Origin of the sequence: Cutibacterium modestum (assembly GCF_008326345.1) — a bacterium.
Lineage (GTDB): Bacteria > Actinomycetota > Actinomycetes > Propionibacteriales > Propionibacteriaceae > Cutibacterium > Cutibacterium modestum.
In genome coordinates this window covers 42,277-66,860 of record NZ_BJEN01000001.1, presented here as the reverse complement: position 1 = coordinate 66,860, position 24,584 = coordinate 42,277, and the positions used below count along the sequence as shown (strand labels likewise).

General features: G+C 60.1%; 25 protein-coding genes, 1 tRNA gene and 1 other RNA gene. 10 read left to right on the top strand and 17 right to left on the bottom strand.

What is annotated here, in order from left to right; translation table 11 throughout:
- Positions 1–50: 50 nt before the first annotated feature.
- Positions 51–422, bottom strand: a complete 372-nt coding sequence (locus F1563_RS00385) for a DUF4234 domain-containing protein (RefSeq protein ID WP_230845033.1) — start codon at positions 420–422, stop codon at positions 51–53.
- A 1,487-nt stretch (positions 423–1,909) separates the two neighbouring features.
- Here F1563_RS00385 and F1563_RS13350 point away from each other — a divergent pair.
- Positions 1,910–2,065: a hypothetical protein gene (locus F1563_RS13350; protein ID WP_002526638.1), complete on the top strand. Its 156-nt coding sequence runs from the start codon at positions 1,910–1,912 to the stop codon at positions 2,063–2,065.
- A 568-nt stretch (positions 2,066–2,633) separates the two neighbouring features.
- Here F1563_RS13350 and F1563_RS00365 read toward each other — a convergent pair.
- The 3 genes from F1563_RS00365 to F1563_RS00355 form a co-directional block, all read right to left on the bottom strand.
- On the bottom strand, positions 2,634–4,028 hold the full coding sequence (locus F1563_RS00365) for a hypothetical protein (RefSeq protein ID WP_002526637.1): 1,395 nt from the start codon (positions 4,026–4,028) through the stop codon (positions 2,634–2,636).
- Between the two features lie 39 nt (positions 4,029–4,067).
- Complete coding sequence (locus tag F1563_RS00360) at positions 4,068–5,030, bottom strand: DEAD/DEAH box helicase (protein WP_002526636.1); 963 nt, start codon at positions 5,028–5,030, stop codon at positions 4,068–4,070.
- 130 nt (positions 5,031–5,160) lie between these two features.
- On the bottom strand, positions 5,161–6,972 hold the full coding sequence (locus F1563_RS00355) for a site-specific DNA-methyltransferase (protein ID WP_007433480.1): 1,812 nt from the start codon (positions 6,970–6,972) through the stop codon (positions 5,161–5,163).
- On the opposite strand from F1563_RS00355, the gene F1563_RS00350 reads away from it, so the two are divergent.
- The 6 genes from F1563_RS00350 to F1563_RS00325 are packed head-to-tail and all read left to right on the top strand — an operon-like array spanning position 6,857 to position 9,658.
- Positions 6,857–7,237, top strand: coding sequence for a PadR family transcriptional regulator (locus tag F1563_RS00350; RefSeq protein ID WP_308478674.1), 381 nt, complete (start codon positions 6,857–6,859; stop codon positions 7,235–7,237). The genes F1563_RS00355 and F1563_RS00350 overlap by 116 nt on opposite strands.
- Positions 7,234–7,572, top strand: a complete 339-nt coding sequence (locus tag F1563_RS00345) for a hypothetical protein (protein ID WP_002526633.1) — start codon at positions 7,234–7,236, stop codon at positions 7,570–7,572. Before F1563_RS00350 ends, F1563_RS00345 begins: the two co-directional genes overlap by 4 nt.
- An 11-nt stretch (positions 7,573–7,583) precedes the next feature.
- Positions 7,584–7,838, top strand: a complete 255-nt coding sequence (locus tag F1563_RS00340) for a hypothetical protein (protein ID WP_227431965.1) — start codon at positions 7,584–7,586, stop codon at positions 7,836–7,838.
- Entirely contained in the window at positions 7,828–8,115 is a 288-nt protein-coding gene (locus tag F1563_RS00335; protein ID WP_227431964.1) for a hypothetical protein, read from the top strand. Before F1563_RS00340 ends, F1563_RS00335 begins: the two co-directional genes overlap by 11 nt.
- A complete protein-coding gene (locus tag F1563_RS00330; RefSeq protein WP_002526630.1) occupies positions 8,112–9,056 on the top strand; it encodes an ABC transporter ATP-binding protein in 945 nt (314 codons plus the stop codon). Before F1563_RS00335 ends, F1563_RS00330 begins: the two co-directional genes overlap by 4 nt.
- A complete protein-coding gene (locus F1563_RS00325; protein ID WP_002526629.1) occupies positions 9,053–9,658 on the top strand; it encodes an ABC transporter permease in 606 nt (201 codons plus the stop codon). Before F1563_RS00330 ends, F1563_RS00325 begins: the two co-directional genes overlap by 4 nt.
- A gap of 312 nt (positions 9,659–9,970) precedes the next feature.
- Here the strand turns inward: F1563_RS00325 and ssrA are convergent.
- The 12 genes from ssrA to prfB all read right to left on the bottom strand — a co-directional run bounded on the left by ssrA (position 9,971) and on the right by prfB (position 20,835).
- Positions 9,971–10,341, bottom strand: a transfer-messenger RNA (tmRNA) gene (ssrA, locus tag F1563_RS00320).
- Between the two features lie 28 nt (positions 10,342–10,369).
- The gene (locus tag F1563_RS00315; protein ID WP_172623541.1) at positions 10,370–10,963 is read right to left on the bottom strand and encodes a DUF1707 SHOCT-like domain-containing protein; all 594 of its coding nucleotides are present in this window, start codon (positions 10,961–10,963) and stop codon (positions 10,370–10,372) included.
- 98 nt (positions 10,964–11,061) lie between these two features.
- Positions 11,062–11,574: a DUF1707 SHOCT-like domain-containing protein gene (locus F1563_RS00310; protein WP_002526626.1), complete on the bottom strand. Its 513-nt coding sequence runs from the start codon at positions 11,572–11,574 to the stop codon at positions 11,062–11,064.
- Positions 11,571–13,031, bottom strand: a complete 1,461-nt coding sequence (gene argH / locus F1563_RS00305) for an argininosuccinate lyase (protein WP_007433485.1) — start codon at positions 13,029–13,031, stop codon at positions 11,571–11,573. Before argH ends, F1563_RS00310 begins: the two co-directional genes overlap by 4 nt.
- Before the next feature lie 76 nt (positions 13,032–13,107).
- On the bottom strand, positions 13,108–14,322 hold the full coding sequence (locus tag F1563_RS00300) for an acetylornithine transaminase (RefSeq protein ID WP_002526624.1): 1,215 nt from the start codon (positions 14,320–14,322) through the stop codon (positions 13,108–13,110).
- The gene (argB, locus tag F1563_RS00295) at positions 14,315–15,247 is read right to left on the bottom strand and encodes an acetylglutamate kinase (RefSeq protein ID WP_002526623.1); all 933 of its coding nucleotides are present in this window, start codon (positions 15,245–15,247) and stop codon (positions 14,315–14,317) included. The genes F1563_RS00300 and argB overlap by 8 nt, the downstream gene beginning before the upstream one ends.
- Positions 15,244–16,410: a bifunctional glutamate N-acetyltransferase/amino-acid acetyltransferase ArgJ gene (gene argJ, locus F1563_RS00290; protein WP_002526622.1), complete on the bottom strand. Its 1,167-nt coding sequence runs from the start codon at positions 16,408–16,410 to the stop codon at positions 15,244–15,246. Before argJ ends, argB begins: the two co-directional genes overlap by 4 nt.
- 11 nt (positions 16,411–16,421) lie before the next feature.
- Positions 16,422–17,477 (bottom strand): N-acetyl-gamma-glutamyl-phosphate reductase, encoded by a 1,056-nt coding sequence (gene argC, locus F1563_RS00285; RefSeq protein ID WP_036958195.1) that lies wholly within the window; start codon positions 17,475–17,477, stop codon positions 16,422–16,424.
- Between the two features lie 97 nt (positions 17,478–17,574).
- On the bottom strand, positions 17,575–18,057 hold the full coding sequence (smpB, locus tag F1563_RS00280) for an SsrA-binding protein SmpB (RefSeq protein ID WP_002526620.1): 483 nt from the start codon (positions 18,055–18,057) through the stop codon (positions 17,575–17,577).
- Between the two features lie 45 nt (positions 18,058–18,102).
- On the bottom strand, positions 18,103–19,005 hold the full coding sequence (gene ftsX, locus F1563_RS00275) for a permease-like cell division protein FtsX (RefSeq protein ID WP_007433489.1): 903 nt from the start codon (positions 19,003–19,005) through the stop codon (positions 18,103–18,105).
- A 26-nt stretch (positions 19,006–19,031) separates the two neighbouring features.
- Positions 19,032–19,718, bottom strand: a complete 687-nt coding sequence (gene ftsE, locus F1563_RS00270) for a cell division ATP-binding protein FtsE (RefSeq protein ID WP_007433490.1) — start codon at positions 19,716–19,718, stop codon at positions 19,032–19,034.
- Between the two features lie 10 nt (positions 19,719–19,728).
- A complete protein-coding gene (gene prfB, locus F1563_RS00265; protein WP_172623540.1) occupies positions 19,729–20,835 on the bottom strand; it encodes a peptide chain release factor 2 in 1,107 nt (368 codons plus the stop codon).
- 87 nt (positions 20,836–20,922) lie between these two features.
- On the opposite strand from prfB, the gene F1563_RS00260 reads away from it, so the two are divergent.
- Both F1563_RS00260 and F1563_RS00255 read left to right on the top strand, forming a co-directional pair.
- Positions 20,923–20,996 (top strand) — tRNA-Val (locus tag F1563_RS00260).
- Positions 20,997–21,135: 139 nt separating this feature from the next.
- The gene (locus tag F1563_RS00255) at positions 21,136–21,846 is read left to right on the top strand and encodes a DUF805 domain-containing protein (protein ID WP_081414824.1); all 711 of its coding nucleotides are present in this window, start codon (positions 21,136–21,138) and stop codon (positions 21,844–21,846) included.
- A 59-nt stretch (positions 21,847–21,905) separates the two neighbouring features.
- Here the strand turns inward: F1563_RS00255 and F1563_RS00250 are convergent, their stop codons facing one another.
- Positions 21,906–24,275, bottom strand: a complete 2,370-nt coding sequence (locus tag F1563_RS00250; protein ID WP_149302518.1) for an FtsK/SpoIIIE family DNA translocase — start codon at positions 24,273–24,275, stop codon at positions 21,906–21,908.
- 19 nt (positions 24,276–24,294) lie between these two features.
- Here F1563_RS00250 and F1563_RS00245 point away from each other — a divergent pair, with 19 nt between their 5' ends.
- Positions 24,295–24,567, top strand: coding sequence for a hypothetical protein (locus F1563_RS00245; RefSeq protein WP_002526614.1), 273 nt, complete (start codon positions 24,295–24,297; stop codon positions 24,565–24,567).
- Positions 24,568–24,584: the final 17 nt, after the last annotated feature.

The window sequence follows — 24,584 nt, the reverse complement described above, 5'->3', positions numbered from 1 at the left end:
TCGGCCCTGTCACTGGCACCGCCACAGCATGATCCTCATCAGTGGCAACGTCAGCCGCGCACGTTATAGTCGGCGGCCAGCGCATTCACGGCGTGCAGGAACTTGTGCATGAAGATAAACGGGCCGACGATGATGAACCCGCCCAACACTGCCCACAACCAGAAATCCCCCGCCGTCACGCCAGACTTCATGCCTCGTCGATTCTGTTCGCGCCCAATACGCCCACAGACCTGGTGCATCCAGATGTACACGGCAATTCCAATAGTCAGCGGAGAGATCACCAGGGCGACGAGCCAGAAATTCATCGTACGTCGGCCGTCCCACCGCGATGCGATGACATTGAGGTCCTCGCCGGCCCGGGCCAGCACCCAGGTGTCATAGATGCCGAAGGTGATTATCCCCAGCAGAATGTACTTGAGCAAGGACCGGTTGGTGTCAAGAGTGCCCCATCTGAAACGCCGGAGCGCAAGGCTGCGGGACACTGCGCGGGTCACATGACTGCTGGCTTTGGGGCAACGGCTGACCATAGGCCTGCCAGGCCTGGTCAGAATACGGCTGTGACGCGAGCGAAACCTCGCCGCGCTGCGGAGAAACATTGGACTCAGGATTGGATGACACGAGACTCTCTTCTCTTCGGAGAAAATGGTACCTGGACATCTCTGATGCCCAGGATTAGATTACCCTATCGAAGCGACCGTAAGAGTCTTGTCCATTCATCGCACTGTACTTGAACCAGCGCTACGCGAAGGCCAGCACGGGCGAGCATGAGGCACAGGACTCATTGCTGGAGCACTCCGTCGGTCGAAAAACTCCCACCATAGCGTCGCGGTTCTACAAAACAGGGAAGAAGAGATCGCACATAGAAATCTCATGCCGACAAAACGAGAAAATGCTGACTCCAGCTGAAGAGTTCAACACTTCCCTCTAGTTATGTAGACACTGTCATTGCTGTGGGCGGCCCCGTACCACGGAGGGCCTATCTCCGCTCTTTTCCCCCGTCACAGCCCATTTCGCGGTCAGTCGCCAGAGATCTGCGCAGCAGAAGCATGGACCTGGTGTGACCGTCGAGCTCGCTGGTCGAGTCGATGTGGCTGAACTGAACCACCACGCCAGTCGGCGCGAATCCCGCGTGTGAGAGTTGGTTCGCTCCCCCGCCCGTCCTCGGGCAGCCTCGCCGCTGCGATGTCAACAACTTACTATCCGTGCGCTGTTGAGTGACGTATGGACCCGTCACCATCACGACGAGAGGAGCCTCCATGACGACAAGCTACGCACCCACCACAATCATTCCCTCAGCGATCGCTTTCGAGCCATTCACCTGACCACACCTGGGCCCTCTACCGGCGGGCATGCTGGCTGCTTCGCAACCTGATCGCCCGAGAAGCCTGCACCTTCCAAGAAGCATACAGGGCACGACTCCAGATAGCCGAAGCACTCGGCTGGATCCACGCTCTCACCAAACCACCGTGGGACGGCCCCAGGAACTGGTCCCCGGCAGCTACCAGAGACAGCACCACGGCTACCTTTGGTGCGGGCACTGCGGCGAACCCCACGGCCGCAAACACCGGCACCCCGCACATCTACAGGACCACCTCACCAGCCGCGCGAACCTGCTTATGCAGAAACTCTGCCGACACAGCACATCCCCGACCTCGTCACCAGCGCTGTCCCCGACACGTCCGACACCGTCCGGCGGATTCTCGCGGCACGACCAGACCGAGCACTCTTCCGTCTCGAGGATGTACTCGCGCAGGTCGGGTGCGCGACCGTGACAAGCACCACGCGGATCATCGTCGAAACTACCACCGGTGAGACGATCAACATCCCGCTCACCCGCGGATGGACACCCAGCCGACACTACTGATCCGCCAAGCCTTACGACCGGCTCAAACGCCGGTAGCGTTGAGGCATGGCTAACCCCAACATTGACCTCGCGCGCATCCCTCGCTGGTGCGATGCCCGCGTCCCCAAAGACCTGTTGGACCAGCTCAAGATCGAGGCCGACATCGAAGCCCGCCTCTTCCCCATCGCCAGACTCCGCTACACCAAGGCCACCGTCCTATAGAGCCTGTACTAGCGCGACCGCAACCTCGCATTCCACGCCTACGACATCCAACCAACTCCCACCGTCCAAGGCCTCCTCGACTACATCGCCGATAATGGCGACCCCATCTTCTTTGGCTAGACACCCAGCCGAGCCACATCTTCGTCAGTGAGCCCACAGCCTCGTCTATCGCGGCCGCAGGGCGCTTGCGCTGTGGGCGACCCGGGGCCGCGTTGATATTTTGCCTTGTCAGAGCGTGTACGGACACATGTGTAGCGCAGCTGCATCCGCCACTTCCAGAACAGAATGGTCGGTCCCGGTGGTGTGTAGGGTCTGTGGACGCATCTACATGCCCGGGGCCAGACGCTGGTCGTGCTCAAGCCCCGGGTGTACCAAGACACCTGTCACCACGGGCTGCCTGAGAGTGGCAGGTCGCAACGCTGCACGCATCCTTGCCGACGGTGGCCGAGCGCCCGTCCCGCCGATTCAGGGTGTGCGCGTCCTTCCCGAGGGCCAGTTCGGGATCGTGTTCACCACCGGCGAGGCAGCCACAGCCTCCTTTTCGTCGCACAGTTACTGCCCCGTCTGGTCAGATTTCGTTGGTAACAGGTGCCGAGTAGGCCTTCAGGTCATCCCAGGAGTCGGCACGTTGAGTATCAGCTTCGTAGGCGATGAGGTAACCCCATTTCTGATCCGCGAAGTAATCCTCGGCAACCAAGCGACGCACAAGGGCTTCGGCTGCCTTGCGTTTGGCTTGGACTCTCTCGTTGTCGCGACCGCGCTCATCCTTGCCTTCGATGATCCAGTGCACGCCTTGATCGTCCAGCGCCACGAAGTCGGGGAAGTAACGGTCCTTCGAGGTGTGGTAGACGTAGGCCTGGTCCTGCGGGTGCAACCGGTGCCACCACACAATGTGCGGCGAGGTGTTGAGCAACTGAGCCAACAGGTACTCACCGGTGTAGGAGTCGAAGGACTCGTTGTCGAATAGGGACTTCGACCAGCCACCGTAGACGCGGCCACGCACGAACTGAGAGCGGTCTTGAATCTGGTCGTGGACCTGCTCTCTCGGCCACAGCATGTAGCCCTTCCCGGGCTCACGCTTGGGATGGACAGATGGCACATCGCGCCTCGACTGAAGGGCCTCCTCCACATAGCCATCCATCAGCGTCTGCAGTTCGTACTTGGGCGATGCCAACGATTTGACCGTCCACTCGGTGAACGTGACGTGCTTCATGAACGTCGGCACGAGATAGCGAGCGACGTAGCGGATCGTGGTATCGGTCTTGGGCACCACGCCCATGCCGACGACGAGTTTGTTCAGCTTGTTCAGCGCCGACTCGACCTCCGCAGATTCTCGATCCTCCACGCGCAACTTTTTACCGAGTGCGGCGACAATCTCCCTGCGCAGCAGCACATCGCCGGTGTGAGTGACGCGTAGGGCGGCTGCATGGATCGCGTCATCGTGAATGTCCGACAGATCGATCGAAGGCTGCTGCACACTCACCCTCGTCACGGGGAACCAGTACTCCACCTCAGCGAACGCCGGGTTGCGCTCGATGCTCACCAGCTTCATCGAATCGCTCGCATCGTCCTCGAGGTCGGAATCCAGCGCCCGTACACCCAGTCCCGGCGGGCCGTCACCCTCGCCAGTATCGTCCACCGGCACAACCCCGGAAGCTGGATCGACCGATCGCGTGGCTCCCGATGGAGACGGCCCAGGACAGGTGGCGGTCATCCCACCGTTGGACTCGGGGGCCGTGGGTCGCCCGGCGTCTCGGATCGCCTGCCGCACGGCGGCCGGATCAGCCATGGTGGTGTCGTCCAGGCCAAACTGTTGAAGCACGTTCTCGGCAGCCAGCAGTTCGGCGAAAGACTGGTGGGCGATGATGCCGAGCTGATCGATCTGCCCCACACTGGTGTAGCGCCCGAACGGCAGGCGCAAGCCGCGGCCCATGGTCTGCTGGGTCAACACTTCCGAGGCCATCGCCCGCAGCGTCACGACAACGGCGACATTCTTGACGTCTCAGCCTTCCTTGAGTTTGTTGACGCTCACCACCGCCAACACGGATGAATGCGGGGCATCCAGCTCGTTGAGGCGTCGCTGGGTCGTGTCGTCGTCATGTTTGTTGTCCACCTGCAGCACGGTATCATCCCGCCCCAAAAACTCCGGAGTGCGCAGTAGATCAGCCACTTGGGTAGCGTGGTCCACATCGGAACACACGACGAAGGCAACCGCATTCAGCGACGGCCGATCGTTAGCCTTCGCATAGGTGTCGTAATGGGCTTGCTTGATCGCCCGCAGCGCGAGCGCGTCTCGCAGCTGCTGCTCTTCCGAGGCAGGTGTGGCGTCATACCCGGCCTTGCGAAACGCCAACACCGGTGCCTTGACGAACCGGTCTGCGATCGCCCGGTACAGAGGATAGGTGTAGATGTGATCGCCTGTGTCCACCGAGGCGGTGAGCCCGATCGTCGCTGCTGGATCCAGCTCCTTCAACGCTGCGTTGAATGCCACCGCGCTCAACCCGTACAGGTGGGACTCGTCGGCAATCACCACCAGATCGTCCAGGCTCTTGAGGTAGTCGAACAACACGCCCGCGTTCTCATCGAAGCGCCGCGGCTTACGACGCTGCGCTTCTGCCCCTGCTCCGTGGGTCTCGCCGTCCTCCGACTTCGGGGCAATTAATTGCTGGATGTTAAAGATGAACGCCAGCACAGGCTTCTCCCGGCCAGACGAGAGAATCTCGGCACCATTCTGCCTGGCAATCCACGCCGAATAATCCTGTGGAGTCACCACCTCTGGCGGAACTGACGACCCCGCAATGTAGCGCGGCTCGCCCAGCGCGAAGTTCTGCACTGTTTTAGCCTGCACTGTTTTGCCCGGCGTCACGATCACCACATTGCCCACACCTTGGCGACGCAAATACTCAATGAACGCCGCCATCAGATACGTCTTGCCGACGCCGGTGGCCAGGTTCAGCACCTGCATCACCGACGTGTCATAGTCACCATCGAGGGTGAAAATCAGCTGCCGCAGCGCCTCCTTGTTGGGGCACGCAGATCGAAATCTGACGCGATCTGCTCCAGCAGGTCCGAGTCGAACAAGATGGAAAGCCTGCTCACAGCGCTGTCTCCTTCTGGTAGCCGAATACATCATCCGGCACCGCCACCACCCGCGAGCCCTTGCGCACCTTACGCAGATACTCCCGCACCCCATCCAACACACTCGTGGCCGCCAGTACCAGCGTCTCCCCCGGAGCCAGCTCCTTGACCAGATCATCCACCAGTTCGACCGTGGTCACCCCCTCGATCACCTTGAGTAGCGTGTTTCCGCGTCGCCCCTCGAAAATGTAGTCGTCATCGGGGTGCAGCAGCGGGAAGCCCAGATTCGCCGCTACCGACTCGATGAGCACTTGGCCTGTCGCCTCCGGCGTCGACACCACCCGGTCCAGCGCCGGGTCATAGTCGAAGCATGCCGGCGAGAGGTGCGCCACGTGGAACCCACCACCACCGCGCCAGTTCATAACCTCCTTGGTGCGGGTGGTCTTCGCAGCGGCCTTGAGCGCCTTAACCCGCGGATCCTTCTTCGCCTCCGGCTCATCGGCAATCAGCTTGTTCAGCACGGATGTAAATTTCGCCGCATCCTCGGGCGAGACGCCCTCGGGTAACTCGACATCCTCAGCAGCGATCCGCTCCCCCTTCGTGCGCGTCACACCACCCGGATCAGCATCGTTGACCACCTTCGCCAGACGCGCCTTAGTGAATCGCTCGAACGTGTCCTCGACCAGCTCGCACGTCACCCAGCGACGCCCCATCTTCTGCGCTACCGCCGCGGTTGTCTCTGACCCAGCAAACGCATCCAGCACGAGGTCACCCGCACCCGTACTGATCAACAGCACCCGCTGAAGCAGACGCTCGGGCTTCGGAGTCGCAAAAGCCGTAACTCCCGGGAACAGATTCACAAGTTCCTTCTTCGCGCCACGACTGTGGCTCACATCCGAGTTGGGCCAAAGCGTGCGAGGGACCATGCCTCGTGAAGGGATTCTGGACTTTCTCATGATCCGCCCGAGCCCGCCGCGAGGGAAGACCAGCTCCAGGAGCGGCAAGCCGGGCTCCAAGACTGCCCTTGAATGCTCCCTTGCTGAGTCCAACGGCTCAGCAAGCATGATTGCCGGAACCATGTCATGCGCGGCCTCGACTGGCACACCGGACACTTCAGCCCTTTTCACCCGATCGCCAGTATCACGTAATTCATAACGAGCCCACTTGGACATCTCCTCGAACATCACGGAAGGAGCGAGTCGCCAGCACGAGCTTTGAGCCGGATACATCAACTCCCCAGTCATTGGATGCTGAATCGCGTACACCATCGGTTGGTTATTCGGCGCGTCGGGCGCACACGGATCAGCCATCGCCCATGGTCCACGCGGATCATGATCCGGATTCGCAAACCTGCTGTTCATCGCATCGGGCCGAGGGAGGCGGTTCAGCTCGAACAAGGCAGACTTTCTGTATACCAAGAGCACATCTTGATCGGTAGAGAAGTAGGTGGCGTCGTTCCGCCCCGAATCTGCTTTCTGCCACACGATTTCAGCAACGAAATTCTCTCCGCCAAACACTTCGTCCAGACTTACGCGCATCTTGTGGTTCTCAGCGTAATCGAGATGTACCCATATCGAACCACCAGAACTCAGCAACTTCTTCATGTGCAGCAGCCGATCGCGCATCATAGTGAGCCACACCGAGTGTTCGAGGTTATCCTCGTAACTCGCGAAAGTCTGGGCGGTGTTGAAGGGCGGGTCGATGTAGATCAACTTGACCTTACCCACGTACTTTTCCGCCAGTTCCGGCACGCGGGTCAGTGCTTCGAGAACGTCGCCTGATTCACCAAGGATCAGCAGATTAATCGTCTTGCGGCTCAAGATCGGCACGCTCGGAGTAGGCGAACTCGTCGACCTGCTTGGCCAGTACGGAGCCCTGGCGACAACCCGAGGAACCGTCTACCCGATACTCAGTCGCCTCTGCAGTTCCGGCCTCGTGGAGACGACGTGGCACGAGTCCCCCAGCGGCCCGCCGCACCGGTATTACCGACTCACCTCCGAGGGTGAAAGTGCGAGATCGCGCCGCGCCGACGCGTGGCGCGATCTGGTTCAAGACATGTCTGACCTCATGTCCGCGAAGGGAGAAAAGAAGTGAAAATCGACGAATACCTGACCAGTGTGGGCACAGGCTTGACCAACCCTGCTGCACGAGCGGGCCTCGATGACCTACACACTACGTTAGAGGAACGTGCGACTGCCATCGGAGAGGATGCTGCCTGCGCCGAGATGGGCGACCCGGACCAGTTCGCGGCCCAACTGGACGCCGAGTTTTCCGCAGACCAGCCCGATGAGTTTGACCCGCCACAAGCTTCCCACCTGTTCGGCATTCCGTGGAACCTGTCCGTAGGGGCGGGCTGGGGGCGGCGGCTGTTCAACTCCGCCGATGATCGCGTCATCGTGCCGCATGCGCTGGGGTGGGCTGGGCACTAAATCTGGGCGCCGTGGCCGTCCACATGGGCATCATCCAGCCCGACGACGCCGTAGCTGCTCTGCCTACGCTCACCAAGGCACCCATTTTGGACCGTATCGCTGTCCGGTCGCTGGGCTATGTCGTCGTCAGTGCGATTCTGACCCGCAGCCGCCGCTCGTGGACAGGTGGCTTCGGAGCTTTGATCGGTCTGGGTTGCGGCCTTGCCCCACTGCGTGCAGCCGTCGGCCGCGCAGCCAGCACGAATGGAGATTGCCGTGAACGTTGATTTCTCATCCCTGTCAACTGGCCTTCAGATCGGCACTGTTGCCTTAATCGTCGTTGAGCTCGTTCTTCTCCTGTTCGCGGTGGTCGTCAATCTCAAGACTCCGGAGAACCGTCTGACACTTCCCCACGTTGTCTGGCTGGCGATCTCGGTCTTCATCGGTGTCGTCGAACCCCTTGCGTTTCTCGTGGCAGGTCGTCGCAAGGTGCAATCATCCGTGACGACGGCAGGAGCCAACAAGGCCACTGCCAGTTCCGTGATTGACGAACTCTACCAGTGAGTGCCCCCGCTATCCACATCGAGCACCTCGTCAAGACTTACACCGCGGGGTCTGGACAGATCAAACGTGCAATCGGCGTTGTCCCCTTTGATATTCCCGCGGGTCAGATCGTGGGCTTCTTGGGCCCTAACGGCGCAGGAAAGACGACCACCTTGCACCTGGTCCTGGGGCTGACTCGGCCCACGTCTGGATCTATCCAGGTCCTCGGCCACGATGCCACAAAGGCCGGAAACGCCGTCCGACATCAAATCGGTTATCTGCCCGACGTCCCTGGCTTCCCCGCCTGGATGACCGCCCCGGAGTTCCTGCGTTTCGCTGGATCCCTGTTCGGTATAGACAAGGCGACGCTGGACTCCCGCGTCGATTCCCTGCTGGAGCTGGCAGGGCTGACCGGGGTCAACCATAAGATCGGCGGATTCTCACGTGGCATGAAGCAGTGGTTGGGCGCCACCCAGGCCCTGGTGAACGCTCCGAAGCTCCTGATGCTCGACGAACCCACGTCAGCCTTGGACCCGCTGGGACGCAAGGACGTGCTCACCATGATTGAAGCTCTTCGCGGCAAGGCCACGGTCCTTTTCTCGACACACCTGCTGGACGACGTGGAGCGCATCTGCGACTCTGCTGTCGTGCTCAACCAGGGGCATGTCCTCGCCACAGGCACCATCACACAGCTGCGCTCCCGCTACGACGGGGCTCAGAAGATGCGTCTGGTCACAGACGGGGACACTGCCCACGTCTCCGCACTGCTGGAAGACGAAGCCTGGGTCGGGGATGTGACCATCGGCGGCGATGCCGTTGTCTTCGCCGCCGACAACGCGGACCGCGTGGGCAAGGCACTCCTCGGCTTCTTGGCGTCAGCCAGCCTCACCCTTCGCGAGTACGGGCCAGCGCTGTTCACTCTGGAGGACGCTTTCGTCCTACTGACCGAGGAGGACCGATGAACGGCTTCATCTCCTTGCCGAGCAAGGAGCTCCTCGAGTTCGCTCGTACCTGGAAAGTCTGGGTGATTCCTGGTCTGTTCATCGTGTTGGCGGTCACCAGCGTGCTGTCAGCCCGTTTCACCACGGAGCTGATGCAATCCCTGCTCCCGGCTGGCAGCGACATGTCAGCCCTGATCCCCGATCCCACACGGCGCTATACCCTCGGCCAGTGGACGAAGAATCTCAGTCAGATCGGCATCGTCGCCATCCTCCTGATGTCTGGAAGCACGATCAATGCCGAGGATCGGCAGGGCACCCAGATCCTGATTCTCACCAAACCCGTCTCCCGCTGGGGCTACGTGCTGGCGAAGTTCGTCTCGTCTGTCATCTTCTGCACGGCGACGGTGGCCGTAGGAGCGCTCGTCGAGTATGCCGCAAGTCTGATCTTCTTCCGCGACAACCAAGCCGTTCCCCTCCTCCAGCTCACTGCCGCATGGCTCCTCTATGCGCTCATTCTGGTCGCGGTGACGCTCGTAGGGTCGGCCATCTTCACCAGCGCCTTGGCCGGCCGCATCGGGGCTTGGCCTCGCAGCCATGCTCATGTCAGCCTGCTTGAGCTCTGAGGATCAGCGCGAAGTACTCCCCCGCTGGATTGGCAGATGTCCAGGGCAAGATCGCGACTGGTACACCCGTCCCATCATGGTGTCCCATGGGGACCGGGCTTGCCGCTATGGCTGCCATCGTCGCCCTGGCAGGATGGCTGTTTTCGAAGCGCGAGTTGTAAGCAATGCCACACCAGAGTCAACACATCAGCGTAACGCCCCAACTAGGGGTTTGCGTCGAAAACGTGAACACTCACGCGCGGAGCTAAAAATGGCACACCCGCATGACAAAGTGCCTGCTGGCGCGTGAGTGCATCAACGCCAGCAGGCACTTAGTGGAGATGGCGGGAATTGAACCCGCGTCCTTGAAAGACCGTCCAGACATTCTCCGGGCGCAGTCGATGCTGTCGTTATTGCTCGGCCCCTGCACTCACACCGACATGGTGCAGACAAGCCCAGTCACGGAAACGTCCCGTACAGCTCCCGTGACCACAGCTGTACGGCAAGCCTTCTAAACGAGGCCAGGATCCGGACGGAAGGCTACATCCGGGCTGACCCTTCGATCACTGATCAGGCAGCGAGAGCGAAGTCAGTGCGAGTGTTCTCGGCACTTATGGGTTCCCAAGGATCGTTAACGAGCTGACCTTGGCTCCTCGGCCCGCTTCTCCTGGAACAACCATTCCAAGTCGAAACCAGTCATCCCCCTGTTGAGTTGTATCAGTTAAGTGTACCTCATCGACCACGACTTACCGAACCCACCGCACGCCGTCGCCCATCATCGAAGAATCTCAGCGGGATCACCCGCAGGAGGGGGTTCGTCCATTCAATCCCCTCGAACGCCTTAGCAGCGTGCATGATCGTACCGGCGAACCACACCATACCGACGAATGGGAAGGTCACGATCATGAGGTTCGTTTTGACGGCAACTCCCAATACCACCATCGCCAGGAGCAGCGCGACGACCTGGAAATTGGCCTGCTGGGCCGCCTGACGACGTATCCAGGACCCTCGTTGCGAGATAGCAACACCCAGCATCGGCCCAAGCGGGCCAAGGAAGAATGGGGACAACCCAATGACGCCAGCTGCCAAGGTCTCACCTGCGGCGATACGCGAACCGTGAGCCTGTCCACCGACGACCGCCAGCCCACTCAGGGCGGCATTGAGATCAGCGCGAGTCACCGCATCCAGAGCACGACTCACCCTGTCGTCGAACTCGTCAGGCGAAAGCCGTCCGTCGACGTAAGCATCGCGCAACAACGCGACGACTCGATCGCGCTCCACGTCGCTGACAAGCCAGTCGTCATGCGGCGTCTGCCAGTTGCTCATACCGTCCAGCATGACCCGGCGGGATGACCTAACCAACAGCACCAGACTCGAGGTAGACCGTGGTCATACCTTCAATCGACGACGGCGGTACCAGTGTCTCAGTCCCGCCCTTGAAATCCTCGAACCGCTTGCGCAATCGTGACCACCATCCAGATCAGTGACAGAAAACCCGCGTTCCGGTGGTTCAAGCCAAAACCCATCGGGCCCGCCACGAAGGCGAAGAACACGATCTGGGTCACCAGCTGGAGTTTGATCTTGCTGTGCGCCCATGACCCTTTAGCCGTCAGCGCGAAACCGACGGCCGGTCCAATCGGACCACTAATCAAAGCTGAAAGACCGCACAGCCCGACTCCGGTCGTAGGCCTCTTGTTCGGGATGTCCGGCAATGGGGTCCTGATACCTTCGGGAACGGAGGGCTTGAAGGATGGCAGATTGCGATAGCTCTCGTCGAGTTCGCAGCGAGTTCGCGCTAATAAGGCGGTTTCAGCGCGGCGTTCTCGCTCCATGTCGTCAATGGCACCGTGGGCATAAGCGTCATTGATGTGGTCGAGAACCCTGTCTCGCTGCTCATTCGTCACCCGCAGCGACGAGTCGCTAGGTGCCCAATTCATCGGGTTTCGGCCTCTCCGAAACTGCGCAAACCCGCAATGGCCTCGCGCAGCTCGGTGATCTGCTCAGCGACGCGCTCAGGTGCGGTCCCGCCGCGTCCGGCACGGGAGCGCACTGACCCCTGAACTGTCATGACCTCGCGCACCTGCGGGGTTAGACGGGGATCGATCGTGGCAAGTTCCTGGTCGGTGAGATCGGCCAACTCCTTATTTTGAGACTCTGCCTCGCGCACGCAAGCGCCGGACAACTCATGGGCAACGCGGAAAGGCACCCCTTGACGCACTAACCACTCGGCCACATCGGTGGCCAACGAGAACCCCTGACCAGCCATCTCGGCCATCCGCTCGGTATTGAACACGGCGGTATCCATCATCCCCGTCACAGCTGGCAGCAGGAGGTGCAACTGATCAATCTGGTCGAAGACAGGTTCCTTGTCCTCTTGAAGATCACGGGCATAAGCCAGCGGCATACCTTTCAGGGAAGCCATGAGGCCGGCGAGGTCACCAATGAGACGCCCTGCCTTACCCCGTGCCAGCTCGGCGATGTCCGGGTTCTTCTTCTGCGGCATAATCGAAGACCCTGTTGAGAAGGAGTCGTCGAGGGTGACGTAACCAAACTCGCGGGTATTCCAGATGATGATTTCTTCGCTCAACCGTGACAGGTCTACTCCGACTTGGGCAGCGATAAACGCGAACTCAGCGACAACGTCTCGAGCCGCAGTGCCGTCGATGGAGTTCGGGACTGACGACGAGAACCCAAGATCCCGTGCCACCGCCTCTGGGTCCAGACCCAATGATGATCCCGCTAGGGCCCCGGACCCGTATGGCGAACTATCCAGCCTCGCATCGAGGTCACGGAAGCGCTGCACATCACGAACCAGCGGCCACGCATGGGCCAAGAGGTGGTGAGCTAGCAACACCGGCTGGGCATGCTGCATGTGAGTACGACCTGCGATGACGGCGTCCCCAGCTTCTTCGGCCCGCCGGGCCAGCACTCGCACCAGTTCGAGTACCTCACCGGCAAGGCTGCGGGCTTCCTCACGAAGGTACCGACGCAGCAGGGCAATGATCTGGTCATTGCGGGAACGCCCGGCACGTAACCGTCCACCGAGGTCCTCCCCGGCACGCTCCATGAGGCCGCGCTCCAGGGCAGTATGGACATCCTCGTCCCCGGGTCGGGCCACGAAACGACCCGACACAACGTCTTTCTCCAGGGTGTTGAGAGCCTTAAGCATCCCCTCATACTGATCGTAGCTGAGGAGGCCCGCGTCATGGAGCACTCCAGCGTGGGCCCGTGACCCGGCGATGTCGTGGCGGGCCAGCCGCCAGTCGAACTGGGTAGACACCGACAGTGCCGCCAATGCCTCAGACGGGCTGCCCGAGAATCGTCCGCCCCACAGCGCCATCGGACGGCCGACCTGGGCGTTGTTCGGGGCACGGTTATGCGGTTTGGTGGTCACAAAGTACTCCTCAACTGGGGACGTGCTATCAGCTTACCTATCTCACGTCGTCGGCAAACCAGATACGTGTCCGTCGTCAGGCTTGCACCACATCGATGAGTTCGGGGAGCGCATCGATGAACGTTTGAGCCTCCGCGTTCGTCAAGATGTATGGCGGAGCCAATCTCAGTGTGGATGGGTTAGCGGCGTTGACGATGAAACCAGCTTCGCGGGCAGCCACCACGAGATCAGCGGCGATGTCCGAGTCGAACTGGACGCCGAGGAGAGCCCCGCTCCCCCGCACCTGGGTGACGCTTGGGTGGCTTTCCCGCAACGCGGTCGACATCGCGGTGCCGATCTGGCGGACGTGAGTCAACAGATCGTCGGACTCGATGGTAGAAATCACGGCTAACGCGGCTGCGCACGCAAGGGGATTCCCGCCAAACGTGCTGCCGTGCTGACCGGCGGTGAGGATGCCAGACACGTCCGGTCCGAAGGTCAGCGTCGCTCCGATGGGAAAGCCACCTCCTAGTGCTTTCGCCATTGTCATGATGTCGGGTGTGATGTGAGCGCGTTGGTGGGCAAACCAGCGACCGGTGCGGCCCATTCCGCATTGCACCTCGTCAACGACCATGAGGACGTCATGGAAGGCTGTCAACTGGCGGACGTGTTGAAGATATTCATCCGAGAGGGGGACGACTCCAACCTCGCCTTGAACGGGCTCCACGAAGACCCCGGCAACATCACCTTTTTCCAATTCGCCAGCGAGAGCGTCTGAGTCCTCTGGAGCTACGAAAGTGACGTCGACGGCTGATGGCCCGAATGGTTGACGGTAAGCGACCTTGTGGGTCAGTGACAGCGCCCCGAGGGTACGACCGTGGAAAGCATGGTCAAGCGCGATGATGCGTCCACTTTTACGAGCCAGGCAGATCTTGATCGCCGCTTCATTGGCCTCGGCGCCAGAATTCGACAAGAAGACCGCCGACCCGTTGGGTGTTTTCGCCAGCTCGAGAAGCTTTTCTGCCAGATCGAGCTGTGGCCTTGTGGTAAAGAAGTTCGAGACGTGAGCCAGCGTCTCTGCCTGGTATCTCACAGCCTCGACCCACGCCGGATGGGCATAGCCCAGGGCGTTGACAGCGATTCCGCCGAGCAGGTCGAGGTATTCCTTGCCGTCACTGTCGACGACGACGCACCCGTGACCGTGATCGAGGCATAGCTGCGGGCTGCCAAACACACCGAGAAGTCCGTTACGGTAGCGCTCCTGCCAGTCGCCGGACGTCTGCTGCCGAGTCATCGTCATCCCCTCAGACATAGTCATCGCTGCGTGCCATTGTTCCGACACCCCTGGTGGTGAAAATTTCCAGCAAGAGGGCATGTTCGATGCGCCCGTCCACGATTGCAGCACTCGATACCCCGCCATCAATAGCGTCGAGGAGAGCCTGCGCTTTCGGACGCATACCCTCTCCTAGACGCGGAACCATAACTCGCAAATCACTCGCCGATACCTCCGAAATGAGCGTGTGCGGGTCAGGCCAGGCGCCATAAATCCCGGCGACGTTTGTCAACATCACGAGTTTTTCGGCGCGCAATGCCTGCGCAATCGCGGTAGCGGCTGTGTCGGCATTAACGTTGAGAACCTGTCCAGTCGGACGACCAGCCTGGTCAACCTCAGGACTGACCGGTGCAATGACTGGAATCTGACCGCGATCAAGCATGGAGTTAATGAGATTAGTGTTGACGCCAACGATATCTCCCACCAAACCCATGTCGATCTGCTCGCCGTCAATAATGACCCGCGACCTCCGTGCTGACAAAAGTCCAGAGTCCTCACCTGACATGCCGGCTGCTAATGGCGCATAGGCATTAATTCGATTGACGAGCTGACGACCCACTTGGCCAACGAGCACCATCCGGACAACCTCCATGACCTCCGGAGATGTCACCCTCAAACCACTGCGGAACTCCACCGGAGTCGCTGATTCAGCGAGCATGGCGTTGATCTGGGGGCCACCGCCATGGACAACGATGGGGCGAATCCCCACTGAGGCCATAAACACAATGTCGTCGGCAAATGCCTGTTGCAAGCCGGGATCCACCATTGCGTTGCCGCCATATTTCACAACGACGGTGTGACCCTGGAATCGCCGGATCCACGGCAGCGCTTCTACCAGGACCTCGGATTTCCGCTGGGCCGAAAACTGGGAGTCGTTCAGGGGAATGTCAAGGGCAAGGGTCATGATGTGTATGCGCTGTTCTCTTCGACGTATTCATGGGTCAGGTCATTGGTCCATACCGCAGCTTCCGCGTTTCCCGCGTGCAACTCAATATCGATGTGGACCTCTCGTGGCCTCATATCGACGAGATTGCGATCCTCTCCGATGCCCCCGGCCCTACAGATCTCGATGCCATTGATGGACACATCCACCTGGTCGGGATCGAACGGGGCTACATCCTCAGGAACACATCCGACCGCAGCCAGGATCCGACCCCAGTTGGGGTCATTTCCTGCGATGGCCGTCTTAACGAGGTTAGATCGCGTCACCTCGCGGGCCACTGCCACGGCAGCCTCGGTACTGGTAGCACCTGTGACGGCTACTTTGACGTCGTGGCGGGACCCTTCAGCGTCAGCGACGAGCTGCCGAGCCAAAACGGCACACAGCTCGGTGAGTGCCTCAGTAAGTTCACCACCGGTCAGGTTGGCACCGGAAGCCCCCGAAGCCATCGCGACGACCGTGTCATTGGTCGACATACAGGCGTCGGAGTCAACCCTGCTGAAGGTGACATCGCATGCCTTGGCTAAGGCATCCTGAAACTCGTCGGGATCCACGACAGCATCAGTGGTAAGAAAGACGAGCATCGTCGCGAGTTGCGGAGCCAGCATTCCAGCGCCTTTAGCGATACCGCCGAATCTGGCACCACCCACATCGACGGTTGCCATCTTCGGGACGGTGTCGGTCGTCATTATCGCTCGCGCCGCTGAGGCGTCAACGTCATCTCCCCTGCCCAGGACGCCATGGGCCGTGCTCGCTCCCACTAGGGTGGACGGCATATCGAGTCTTTCCCCAATGACCCCTGTTGAGGCAACGACGACCTCGTGCGGCTCGCACCCGAAGAGTATTGCAATATGCTCAGCCTCGCACTGACAGTCAGTGAGGCCATCAATCCCAGTACATGCATTAGCGACAGCCGCGTTAGCGACGACAACGCGAGCTTTGTGATCGGCAGTAACACGGCGCGACCACTGCACCGGCGCAGCACACACCCGGTTCGTTGTAAATACCCCAGCAACGACATCGTCGGGGCCATCATTGACAATTACTGCAAGGTCCGGGGCCGGGATGGTTCGCAGCCCGGCATGAACACTACCGGCGCGAAATCCGAGCGGATAGGTGACCGACATGAATCCTCCTGTCACGGATTGAGGCCAACGAGGGGCAGCCCCATGGTCTCGGGGAGACCGAAGGCCAGGTTGAGACATTGAATGACGGCGCCGGCTGTCCCCTTGACAAGGTTGTCCAGAGCGACAAGGACAGTGGCAAGGCCGTTGTCGGGATCAACGACGGCATGGACGTGCATCATGGCGGACCCGACGACGTCGTGAGTGTCGGGGTAGGCGTCAGTGACGTGGATGAGTGGCTCATCATCATAGACCTCGCGCAACCGCCCAAGGAGATCATCGGTGGAAGCCTGTGACGGCGCAGTGCACACGGCAAGGATTCCCCGGGTCATAGGCGCCAGCACGGCGCTCACGCTCAAGTGCGGTTCTTCAGCTCCTGCAATGCGAAGTGACTGCACAATTTCGGGAATGTGACGATGAGCGTTACCAACCGAATATGGGTGGGCTCCTCCGCTCATCCGGGAAAACGTAAGGTCCGGGCGACTAGATTTTCCAGCCCCAGATGTCCCAACAACGAGGGTGGCCGCCGACTGGGAGGTTCCAACGAGACCAACGAGCGGCGCCAGACCCAAGGCGACCGCGGAGGCATTACACCCCGGCCCGGCGATACGGGTGGCAACCGAGAGCCTGTCACGTTGCGAACCGCCCTCAGCTCGCGGTAACTCGGGGAGTCCGTAGGTCCAGGTACCGGCGTGCTCGCAGCCATACCAGCGTTGCCAGTCTAAGGCTGACGACAACCGAAAGTCCGCCCCAGCATCGACAATGACAAGGTCGGGGTTTTTCTGGACAAGCGCCTGGGCAATCTGCCCGGAGGCCCCATGAGGCAAGGCCAGTACAACGGCGTCGTGGGAGGCGAGACGCTCAACGTCAATTCCGGAAAGGGTTCGTTCCTTGGCCACGCCGGCAAAGTGGGGCATGGCCTGGGCCAATGGGAATCCGGCCTGACTATGCGCGGCTAGATCCCCCATCGTCAGCGCGGGGTGTCCTGATAGCAGGCGCACGACTTCGGCTCCTGCATATCCAGAGGCTCCGACAACAGCAACAGTGAATCCTTTTGCGCTCATATGCATATTTATACACTGGTTCGCACATGAGTCCAACCCTGATTCACCATGTGATGAAGGATGACCGCCCCACACTCTCACGTGCGACGGCGACCGTCAGCAGTCAACGTTTGCGATGACGCACCCGGTTTGCCAAAGCCCGTTGAGCTTCACGGTTGGCATCGCGCTCCCGGATAGCCTGGCGCTTGTCCCAGTCCCTCTTACCAGTACCAACGGCAATCTCAACCTTGGCGTAGCCGTCCTTGAAGTAGAGCTGTAGGGGAATGATTGTCTTTCCTGGGCCATCGGCTTCGCGGGAGAGTTTCGCAATCTCACGCTTATTGAGCAAAAGCTTACGTTTGCGCATTACGTTGTGATTTCGCCAGGTTCCGAAGGCATATTCGGGAATGTGGAGGTTATACATCCACACCTCGCCGCGTTCGTCGACCTGGGCGAAGGCGTCGGTCAATGTGGCTTTCCCCGCTCGCAGGGACTTCACTTCAGTTCCTTGCAAAACGAGGCCGGCCTCCCATTTGTCACCGATGGTGTAGTCATGGGTGGCGCGACGGTTACGCGCAACGACCTTAACTCCCTGTTCCCTGGGCATGACGGACCTCCTTCGACACAGGACTTTTTATCCTATCCGAAGACATCAGACTCTGAGGTACTTCTTTGTCGCCACGTATGCCGGCACCACAGACAACACGACCGCGACGACGACCAACCACCCGATGGACTTCCAAACCTGGGGCCATCCAATCCACGCCAATGTCGTAATCGAATGCGCCATCTTGCGCATGACGACCAAATCAGCCCCAAGCGCCAGGGTGAGGCAAGCCAGTAGCGCGCCGACAAGACCCGCAATGAGGGATTCAAGGAGGAAGGGCATCAGAATATAGGTGTTCGAGGCACCTACGAGTTTCATAATCCCCAATTCTCGACGCCTGGAGAAGGCTGCCATTCGAATTGTGTTGCCGATCTGCAGCGCTGCCGCAATGAGCAAAAGCACAGACATGCCAAAGGTGACCCATCTCAGAGCATTCATCCACAGGAGTATCGGGTCCAACACGTTATGCAAGTCAACGACCGACTGAACTCCCGGCAGGCTCTGAGCTTCGCTCACCACTCCCTGGTACTGCTGAGGATCAACCAGCTTGACGCGGAACGAATCCTGAATGGTGTCCTCCGTCAAGACGTCACGCACCGGGGAATCGGCATAGATACGCCGGTACTCCTCAAACGCTTCATGCTTGGACTCGTAGTAGACGCGAGAAACCTGCGGGTTGGACTCCAACGCCTGACGGATGGCGTCCTTCTGAGCCTGGGTGGCAGCCTTCTCGCCCGAGCACTGAGCCCCAGAAACACCATCAACGCACAGAAAGACTGACACCTCAACCTTGTCGTACCACTTGCCCTTGAGTAGGTCGACCTGCTGGGTGGCCAACAAGGCCGCCCCAAACAGGGACAAGGACACCCACATCGTGACGATGACAGCCAAGGTCATCGCCGCGTTGCGGCGTAACCCAGACCACGTCTCTCGCAAGGTGCGACGCATGTACTTCCTCGTTCTTTGTCGGGGATTCAGGAGTTGCGGTAGACGCCCTCGTTCTCGTCGCGGACAAGGTGTCCGCGATCGAGTTCGATCACTCGTCGTCTCATCTGATCGACAATCGTCGAGTCATGGGTGGCCATGACGACGGTTGTACCAGTGCGGTTGATGCGATCAAGCACCTTCATGATGCCCACCGCGGTGTCGGGATCGAGGTTTCCAGTGGGTTCGTCGGCAATGAGGATCTTAGGACGGTTTACAAAGGCCCTAGCCAGCGCAACGCGCTGCTGCTCACCCCCGGAAAGCTCGTCGGGCATCCGCTTCTCTTTACCATCGAGGCCGACCAACTCAAGGGTCTCGGGAACGACGCTGCGGATCTCCTTCGTTGACTTACCGATGACCTGCATCGCGAAGGCGACGTTCTCATCGACCGTCTTGCCCGGAAGTAGGCGGAAGTCCTGGAAGACCGTGCCGATCTGGCGACGCAGCGCGGGCACCTTCCACGATTTCAACTGGTTAAGGTTCTTCCCGGCGACATACAAGGTGCCGCGGGTAGGACGATACTCGCGCAGGATGAGTCGGATGAAGGTCGATTTTCCTGAGCCAGACTGTCCCACGAGGAAGACGAACTCCCCCTTGTCGATGTCGACATTGACGTCAGACAGGGCCGCCTGGCTCTGCCCGGTATATGTCTTCGTGACATTGTCGAAGGTGATCACGTCTGTCCCGTCAGTCGGTCTCATTTTTGCGGCGCCAACGAATACCGGCGCCGATGAAATCGTCGATATCTCCATCGAAGACGGCGTCGGTATTGCCGACTTCATGGTTTGTGCGCAGATCCTTCACCATCTGGTAGGGATGCAGCACGTAGGAGCGCATCTGCGCTCCCCATGAGTTTCCCTCCGACTTCAACGAATTCATCTCCGCTTCCTGCTCCTCGCGGGCCTTCTCAAGCAGTTTGGCCTGCAGGACTCGTAAGGCGGCAGCCTTGTTTTGAATCTGCGAGCGCTCGTTCTGGCAGCTCACCACGATGCCGGTCGGAAGGTGAGTCAGGCGAACGGCGGAGTCGGTGGTGTTCACACCCTGACCACCGGGGCCTGAGGCATGGAAGACGTCGACGCGTAGGTCCGACTCTGGGATGTCGACGTGGTCAGTCTCCTCAACGACGGGCAGCACCTCGACGCCGGCAAAGGAGGTCTGACGGCGTCCCTGGTTGTCGAACGGGCTAATACGCACTAGGCGGTGGGTGCCCTGCTCGACCGACAGAGTCCCGTACGAGAAGGGAGCATGAACCACAAATGTCGCCGACTTGATGCCGGCCTCTTCAGCGTACGACGTGTCGAGGATCTCAACCTTGTACCCATGACGCTCGGCCCAGCGCAGGTACATGCGTAGCAGCATCTCCGCAAAATCAGCGGCGTCAACACCACCGGCCTCTGAACGAATGGTGACGACAGCCTCACGCTCGTCGTATTGGCCCGATAGCAGGATCCTTACCTCGAGAGCGTCAATCTCCTCACGGAGCTTGACCGTCTCGCTCGTCGCCTCCGTCAGGGACTCCTTGTCGTCGTCGGCAGTCGCGAATTCCAGCAGAACGTGGACATCCTCGATTCGTGCGCGCAGCCGCTCCAGACGTTCTATCTCAGCTTGCAGGGCCGACAGCCGAGAGGTCACCCACTGCGCATTCTCTTGGTCGTCCCAGAGGTTGGGAGCAGCCACCTGCTTCTCGAGGTCCGCGATCTCTGCCTTCTTAGCCTCTGGATCAAGAACATTCTCGATCGAGGACAAGGATGCGTCGAGGTCCTCGACGGTCTGCTGAAGGTCTACCAATGCCACGCTGAGCAACTCTACAGGGGCGTGACGACAACTCTCGTGTGATGATTCTGTGCTCCGCGTGATAAATCGCTAAAGTAGGTGCTCCCGGGGCGCATAGCTCAGTTGGTCAGAGCGCCTGCCTTACACGCTGGAGGTCGCCGGTTCGAGCCCGGCTGCGCCCACTTTCACAACGATTGGCCGTGCCAAGTGCATGGCATTCCGGCCCACAGCGCCCATGCTCCTGCGCTAGCTACGGGCATTAAACGTTTTTACGGTACCGTGCATCCCGCCAGTATCAACCACACGAAAAGAGGTGTCCGCATGACGGAACCGAACGATCCACGCCGACCCGACGAGGCCGGTGTCTCGGGGTGGCCGAGCGAGTCCGGACGTGATCCCTATGGACAGTCCAGCAATCCCTACGAGATGACCGACCCCTACTCGAACCGCTTTCCAGTAGCTGAGAATCATCGCCGCCCCCACGTTGATTTCGGCCTGGCCATCAAGTTGTTCTTCAAAAACTATGCTGTTTTCCGAGGTCGCGCTTCCCGCTCAGAGTACTGGTGGATCGTCCTCTTCAACCTCATCATCTCCATCGCGATACAGGTGCTCGCGGCCCTCGTGCCAGGCGCTGGCCTCATATCGGCCATTACCTCGAAGTCCACGACCGAATCCTTCGCCATATCGACATCCAGCGTCGTCTTCATGATGCTGCCTCTTGCCTGGCTACTCGCCACTATCATTCCTTACCTGGCCCTCACGGTGCGCCGTCTCCACGACGTCAACCACTCGGGGTGGTGGGTCATGGCACCGACCTTCTGCGGCATCGCGTCCGCGACCATGATGATCCTCGCATTTGTATCCGCCGCCGCAAACGACAGGACGCCATCTATGGCCCTGCTGACGATCAGCATCGTTCTTTTCGTCGCCATCTTCGTGCTCAATATCATCCTTCTTATCTTCGTCATCTCGGATTCCCATCCCGAAGCATGGAAGAAGTACGACAAGGAGCCTCTGCCCGCCACCGAGTGATCCAGGCCTCATGTGGGGAGGGCCCACGCCAGGTGCTCGGGCCCTCCCCGTGTCATCGCTCAGGCTTCTGCCTGTAAATTGGTCAACACGTCGTCAAGATCATCAGGCTTAACCAACACGTCCCTCGCTTTGGATCCTTCAGACGGTCCAACGATGTTACGCGTCTCAAGAATGTCCATCAGGCGGCCAGCTTTCGCGAAGCCCACACGCAACTTGCGCTGCAACATCGACGTCGACCCCAACTGCAGCTCGACCACAAGCTTCGCCGCCTCGACCACGAGCTCCATGTCGTCACCAATATCCTCAGCCACCTTCTTTTCGGCCGTCGGGGCGGCAACATCGTCGCGATAATGAGCCTCCATCTGGGACTTTACATGGGAAACAACCTGGTGAATCTCAGAGTCAGACACCCACGACCCCTGCACACGAACTGGCTTCGACGCACCCATCGGCAGGAACAACCCGTCACCTTGACCAACGAGCTTCTCGGCACCCGGCTGATCCAAAACGACTCGTGAATCAGTCATCGACGAGGTTGCGAAAGCCAGGCGTGACGGGATATTGGCCTTGATGAGACCGGTGCACACGTCGGTCGACGGACGCTGAGTAGCCAACACTAAATGAATACCGGCAGCACGTGCTAACTGGGTAATACGAACGATGGAGTCTTCAACGTCGCGAGGGGCGACCAGCATGAGATCGGCCAGCTCGTCCACGACGACCAGCAGGTACGGATAGGGGGCCAAGACCCGTTCCGATCCCGGAGGCAAGGTGACCTCGCCAGCCCGTACAGCCTTGTTGAAGTCCTTAACGTGACGGAATCCGAACGCCGCTAGGTCGTCGTAACGCTGGTCCATCTCGCGTACGACCCACTGCAGGGCTTCAGCGGCCTTTTTAGCGCTGGTAATGATGGGCGTCACCAGGTGGGGAATCCCCTCGTACTGGGTAAGTTCTACCCGTTTGGGGTCAACGAGCATCATCCGTACCTCGTCAGGGGTGGCTCGCATCATGACCGAAGTGATGAGAGAGTTGACGAAACTCGACTTACCAGAACCAGTAGCGCCAGCGACCAGCAGGTGGGGCATCTTAGCTACATTGGCGATAACAAACCCGCCCTCGACATCCTTACCCAGGCCGACAACCAGCGGATTGTGGTCATTTCGGGCCTTTGACGAGCGCAGTACATCACCCAGGGAGACGATCTCCTTGTCCCGGTTCGGAATCTCAATTCCGATGGCGGATTTCCCAGGGATCGGCGACAGGATGCGCACGTCGGGGGAAGCGACCGCGTAGGCGATGTTCTTGCTCAGGGCGGTGACCTTCTCCACTTTGACGGCTGCACCAAGTTCGACCTCGTATCGGGTGACCGTCGGGCCGCGGGAATAGCCCGTCACCTGGGCGTGGATACCGAACTCGTCGAATACCGTTGACAGCTTGGAGACAACGGCATCTGAGGCGTCAGTACGCGCCTGCGGCACTGAACCCGGATGCAATAGCTCCGAGGCAGGCAAAGTGTATGCGATGTCCCCGGACAACTGCAACTGTTCGACCCGGGCTGGCATCGGCTCATGGACCGGTGGCTCGAGATCGGTGTGCTCATGAACGGTGAAGCCCTGCGGTAATCCGGCAGTTGTGCGCGTTTTCTCCGGCTCATTCTCTACCTGTACGTCAAGCGGCAAGGAGCCCTCGGCCGAAGCTGGCGGCGTCTCGTTAACAATTTCGGCATCAAAGATCGCGTCGAGGCTGTCGTTGGTGCGCTCGGAACTGCTGTTGCGCTTTCGAGATCGGCGCTCTTGAACGGGTTCCATTTGTTGGGTGGCGATGTCGTCGTCACGGTGATCGACGAGGGTATCCCCCACCAACGGAGCGTCGTAGGCGCGACGCGACTCAATTTCACGAGGCTTAAGGGCAGTATGACGCGAGGCGTTACGAACGCGGGCTGCGCCGTCGACCAACGGCCGTCCCACAACCAGCAACACGCCTAAAGCCGTGATGATGAGGAGCAGTGGTAGAGCAACCCACTTCGTGACCAGATCTGCGAATAGGCTTGACGAGATGTACCCGAGCATGCCGCCGGCAGCGCGCACTGTGTCAGGATGATCCGGGCGTGGCAGACCGTGGGCAATGTTGATGACCCCAAGTAGGCCAAGAAAGAAACATGTCCATCCCAGCACCTGGCGTCCACCAGTCCCAATTGTCACTGGGTGACGCAAGGTGTGCCACATCGCTGCTAAACCAAAGAGCGGAAGGGCATAGGATAGCGACCCGAAGATTGTTGAGACCCCCATTCGCAACCCATTGCCAAATCCGCCCGGTAGGCCGAACCAGAAACCAGCCGCAACGAGGGCAGACAGCAACAACAGCATGAGGCCAGTGCCGTCATGAGTGATATCGGGCTCCACGGGGCGTCCACCGATCCCTCGGACCATACTTCCCAATCCCCGCGCAATGCCCGACCAGGTCGCTGACAGCACCTGGGCCACCGGGTTGGTAGAGGTGGACGCGTTAAGGGGCGTCGACCTGCTCCGTGAGCTGGTCGACGTTTTCTTGTTGCTTCCCTTCGAGCGCGCGCCCGAGCCACGCGACGATTTCTTCGCCGTCGTCTTTCGGGGCCGCGCTGGGGAAGACGCACGGGTCGCCATGGCATTGACGTTATCAACCATGGCCACCACCGGCTCAGAGTCGGGGCGGGGAGTCACAGGATTGGTGGTCGCGGCATGAGGCTCGACGGTGATGTG